At 45.4% G+C, this 4,606-nt stretch carries 6 protein-coding genes and 1 riboswitch; of the genes, 1 reads left to right on the forward strand and 5 read right to left on the reverse strand.

The annotated features are described in order from the left end of the window. From purB to WAM07_RS16620, 5 genes are all read right to left on the reverse strand, one after another. Window positions 1-1,032 (reverse strand): adenylosuccinate lyase (purB, locus tag WAM07_RS16600; RefSeq protein WP_422168524.1); only part of this gene is annotated, 1,032 nt, incomplete at its 3' end. Window positions 1,033-1,050: 18 nt separating this feature from the next. Continuing rightward, window positions 1,051-2,178: a 5-(carboxyamino)imidazole ribonucleotide synthase gene (gene purK, locus WAM07_RS16605; RefSeq protein WP_422168525.1), complete on the reverse strand. Its 1,128-nt coding sequence runs from the start codon at window positions 2,176-2,178 to the stop codon at window positions 1,051-1,053. Further along, window positions 2,168-2,659 carry a 5-(carboxyamino)imidazole ribonucleotide mutase gene (purE, locus tag WAM07_RS16610; protein WP_422168526.1) on the reverse strand — a complete coding sequence of 164 codons (492 nt, stop codon included), beginning with the start codon at window positions 2,657-2,659 and terminating at the stop codon, window positions 2,168-2,170. Before purE ends, purK begins: the two co-directional genes overlap by 11 nt. Before the next feature lie 94 nt (window positions 2,660-2,753). Beyond that, window positions 2,754-2,854: riboswitch (purine riboswitch) on the reverse strand. An 85-nt stretch (window positions 2,855-2,939) separates the two neighbouring features. Further along, window positions 2,940-3,140, reverse strand: a complete 201-nt coding sequence (locus tag WAM07_RS16615; RefSeq protein WP_422168527.1) for an NETI motif-containing protein — start codon at window positions 3,138-3,140, stop codon at window positions 2,940-2,942. Further along, window positions 3,109-3,681, reverse strand: coding sequence for a DUF2179 domain-containing protein (locus WAM07_RS16620; protein ID WP_422168528.1), 573 nt, complete (start codon window positions 3,679-3,681; stop codon window positions 3,109-3,111). Before WAM07_RS16620 ends, WAM07_RS16615 begins: the two co-directional genes overlap by 32 nt. Window positions 3,682-3,823: 142 nt before the next feature. Between WAM07_RS16620 and WAM07_RS16625 the strand changes: the two genes are divergently transcribed. Beyond that, window positions 3,824-4,249, forward strand: coding sequence for an Hsp20/alpha crystallin family protein (locus WAM07_RS16625; protein WP_422168529.1), 426 nt, complete (start codon window positions 3,824-3,826; stop codon window positions 4,247-4,249). Window positions 4,250-4,606: the final 357 nt, after the last annotated feature.

Here is a 4,606-nt window from a genome sequence, read left to right on the forward strand (position 1 = left end):
GTTCTCCTGCATACGCTCCGGGAAGACCGTCAAATTCTTAACGATTGAAGCGAAACGATTGAGCATGTAGTTAAGAGCAATCGTCGCATCCGGCAGAATCACGCGCTCGGCAGATGAATGAGAGATATCCCGCTCATGCCAAAGAGGCACATTTTCAAAAGCAGTTACCATTTCTCCACGCAGTACGCGGGCCATGCCCGTCATATTCTCCGACCCAATCGGGTTACGTTTATGCGGCATAGCAGACGACCCTTTCTGGCCTTTCGCGAAGAATTCTTCTACCTCCCGCGTTTCTGTCTTTTGCAGGCCGCGGATTTCCACCGCAATTTTCTCGATAGACGTCGCAATCAACGCCAATGTAGAAACGTAATGAGCATGACGGTCACGCTGCAGCGTCTGTGTGGATACCGGTGCCGGTGCAATGCCCAGCTTTTCGCATACATACTCTTCAACAAAAGGATCAATATTCGCGTACGTTCCAACGGCTCCGGAAAGCTTCCCAACTTCAATGTGCTTAATCGCAAGATCCAGGCGTTCCAGATTACGCTTCATCTCTTCGTAATAAAGAGCCAGCTTCAATCCGAACGTGGTGGGTTCTGCATGTACACCGTGCGTACGACCCATCATCACGGTATGTTTATGTTCGCGCGCCTTATCTCCTAAAATATCAATAAAGTTTACGAGATCTTTACGGATAATAGCGTTTGCCTGCTTTAATTGATAAGAAAGCGCTGTGTCCACGACATCTGTAGATGTAAGTCCGTAATGGACCCATTTCCTCTCTTCACCGACTGTTTCGGAAACGGCGCGGGTAAAGGCTACAACATCATGACGAGTTTCTGCTTCAATTTCATGAATACGCTCCACGTCAAAAGAAGCTTTCTCTCTCAATTTCTTGACGTCATCCTTTGGAATATTTCCAAGCTCACTCCACGCTTCACAAGCCAGCAATTCTACCTCAAGCCATGCTGCGTAACGGTTTTCTTCTGTCCAGATAGCCCCCATTTCAGGCCTTGTATATCGTTCAATCATCGTCTTCCTCCTCGGTCTCTACCATAAATGTATTTGATTTTCTTGAATTCTCTCATCAATTTCTTCCAGGCTCGTCCCTATGAAAGTGAGATGACCCATCTTGCGATTCGTGCGGGCATCCTTCTTTCCATAATCATGAAAATGAACACCCCGGTAGTATTCCAGCTTATCAATCAGAATGTGCCGGTGTTTACCCAGAACATTCACCATAACGGCTGATGGAAAGGAATGGACCGGCAGCAGCGGAAGTCCGCAAATCGCTCGTACATGCTGTTCAAACTGGGAAACATTGCAGGCTTCGATAGTAAAATGACCAGAGTTATGCGGCCGCGGGGCCATTTCATTAATATAAATATTTTCTCCGCTCACAAACATTTCGACGGCAAATGTACCTACAATTCCCATCTGCTCCGACAGGCGTTTCACCGCTTCTTGCACCTTATCTACCAGAGTTTCGCCCAATTCCGCCGGCACTCTCGATTCATGTAAAATATGATTCTTGTGAATATTTTCTGGGATAGGGAAATACGTAATCTCACCATCGGCTGCTCGCGTAAACACTTGTGAGATTTCCATATCGAATTCGACCCACTGCTCCACGATATACGTGCGTCCTTCTTTAATAAATTGACGCGCCTTCGCTGCTTCATCTTCATGTTCGATCTTCAACTGACCTTTTCCGTCATATCCACCACTGGTCGTTTTAATCACCGCCGGATAACCAGTCTTATCAAGAGCCTCTAGAAACTGATCATAACTATCGATAATGTCGTAAAAAGGAACCGAAAGACCAGCTGCTACGGCTTCCTGCTTTTCCTTGGCGCGGTTTTGAGTTACTTCCAAAGAGTAAGCACCTTGAGGTAATTTTCCGTTACTTTCAAACAGACGGGCCACTTCAAGATCTACGTTTTCAAATTCATACGTAATGACATCGCTCCGCTCGCTCAGCTGTTCAGCGGCTTCCACATCATCATAAGCACCCACGATGTGTTCATCAGCCACCTGGGCGCATGGGCAGTCTTCGGCAGGGTCAAGAACAGCAACCCGATAGCCCATATGTTTGGCAGCTACGGCCATCATTCTTCCGAGCTGACCTCCGCCTAGAATACCGATCGTTTGACCTGGTCTAATTACATTAGGATTCATTTAAATCGCTCCTCATATCTTCGACCTTATCTTTCATTTGCTTGCGGTACGCATCCAGACGCTCCGCGGTATCCGTATCAAAAGCTCCGATCATTTCCGCCGCCAGAATCCCTGCATTTTTCGCTCCGGCCTTTCCAATAGCCACTGTCGCAACAGGCACGCCGCCTGGCATTTGCACAATAGACAACAGCGAATCGAGTCCCTGGAGTGATTTCGATTCTACTGGGACTCCAATGACAGGCAGTGTGGTTTTTGCAGCCACCATTCCTGGCAAGTGAGCCGCTCCACCGGCTCCTGCAATAATGACTTTCAATCCTTTTTCCCTCGCCTGTTCCGCATAGGTAAACATATCCTCCGGGGTGCGATGGGCAGAAATGATTTCTTTTTCATACGAGATTTGTAACTCATCTAATACATCACAGGCATTCTTCATCGTCTCCCAATCGGAGATACTACCCATGATAACACCTACTTCAGCCATGTTTATCCCTTCTTTCATTAAAAAAACCTGCTCAAGCTCCCTCAAATCATGAGAGGAGTTGAACAGGCATACGTGTCGACTGTTGATTGATATAGAATGCTTGGACTCCCCTCATAGTCCGGGAATTCATGGTTCCCAGGTAGAGACGAACGGGCCGTATTCCCGTCCTATATGAGGTTCCTTTTATGCAATTTCTGCTTCCATCATATCAATAGCCGCAAAGAAATGTCAACGTAAATGACGAACATTTAAAAAATAAAAACTGATGATTGTTCGGGTTTCATCCCTTTACCGCGTGAAAAACGATTCGTTTACTCACGGGTTCCATGACTTTCTCACCATTTTTAGTCTCTTCACGAAATATCGGTTCTTCCGCCCGGCGTACAGGAAGATAACCTTCCTTCTTCATACGGTCAAGGCATTGGCCAATTGTTTCATGCTCTTGCACTTCAAAGCGCTTCTTGTTGTTGTTTTTCGGCATCTTCGCGGATCTTTCCTTTCTTAACGGATTTAACCCAGAATCCGCCATGAATCTGCTTAGGTTCATAAGCTATGATAAATGCTTTAGGATCAATCGTGCGAATGGTTTCATACAAAGCGAGCTCATATTTTCGTGGAGTTAAAATCTGCATCGCCAACCGATCACCTTCCATACCATAAGCATACCAGCTCGTAACTCCGTATCCTTTCTCACGAAGCCTGCGGGTAAAATCAATATCCGGGTCTGAAGAAATAACGTTAACCGTAATATACCCTAAAGCAAGCTTCTCTTCAATCTTCATCCCGACGATCACACCAAGACCGTAACCGATGGCGTAAGCAATAACATTTTCAATCTGACCCAAACGCTCAAGTACAATCCCAAGACCATATATATAGGTAACAATCTCAAACATACTTACAAACGCCGCCATATAGCGCCTGCCTTTTAATGTAAAAATCATTCGCAACGTTAAAAACGATACATATACGATGTTGACCACTAAAATAATCCCGATCAGCAATAACGGATTTTCAAACATCCAGCACCCTCCTGCCTCTGCCCCTCTTACTATTCAGGATATTCACCCATGGGCTCTTTCTTGCATACACTATAAACTATGAGAAGTCTGTGACACAATCATTTTTCACCGCAATTACTGACAAATTATGGAGGGTGATGACATGAATCAATTTAAAGACTGGAAATCCAATTTAGACCGGTTTTTCGGTAATGAATTCTGGGGTGACTTTGAGGGAATGATGAAGCCTTCTATTCCTTATATCAATATGTATCAGTATGATAACGAACTTTTATGCTATGTGAGTATCCCTGGAATGAGCCATCCGAAAAATGTAGAAGTACTCGTCGATCACACCACCCTCACGATAAAAGGAAAAATTGAGATTAACCATCGAGGCGGTCATCAGCTTATGTCTGAAATTGCGGACGGAACTTTCGAGCGTAGCATCGACCTGCCTTTTCCTGTTCGAAGCGACAAAATGGAAGCCAGCTATAAGCACGGCCTGCTCGTTATCCAGCTTTATCGACACGTTACGGACCAAACGCGTCAAAAACCACTCAGCATCCGCCATCTTGAAGATGAATAAACACGGCAGTCACCACGACTGCCGTGTTTATTATAAGAGCTCAGGAAAAGATTATTGTTGATTTTTTATAAGAGACTTATTCCGTTATAGGGCTGGATTATTAAAAACTCAGTTTCGATATATTGGTTTAGGAGGGAGATCCTCCGGGGGACGATTCGCTTTCCGTGGGCATGTGCTGAACCTCCTCAGGCTAAAGCCTTCCGGGGTCTCACCGATCATGTTTATCCCACAGGAGTCTTCATCGTCCCCCTCCGGACCTTGCCAAATCAGAAGCTCGAAACCACTTAAAACATCACATGTGTTATCAGGAATTAGACCATGTGTTTTTCTACCTATTTTCAGGAGGTAACTATCCGC

Origin of the sequence: Halobacillus sp. (assembly GCF_049282395.1) — a bacterium.
Taxonomy (GTDB): Bacteria; Bacillota; Bacilli; order Bacillales; family Halobacillaceae; genus Halobacillus.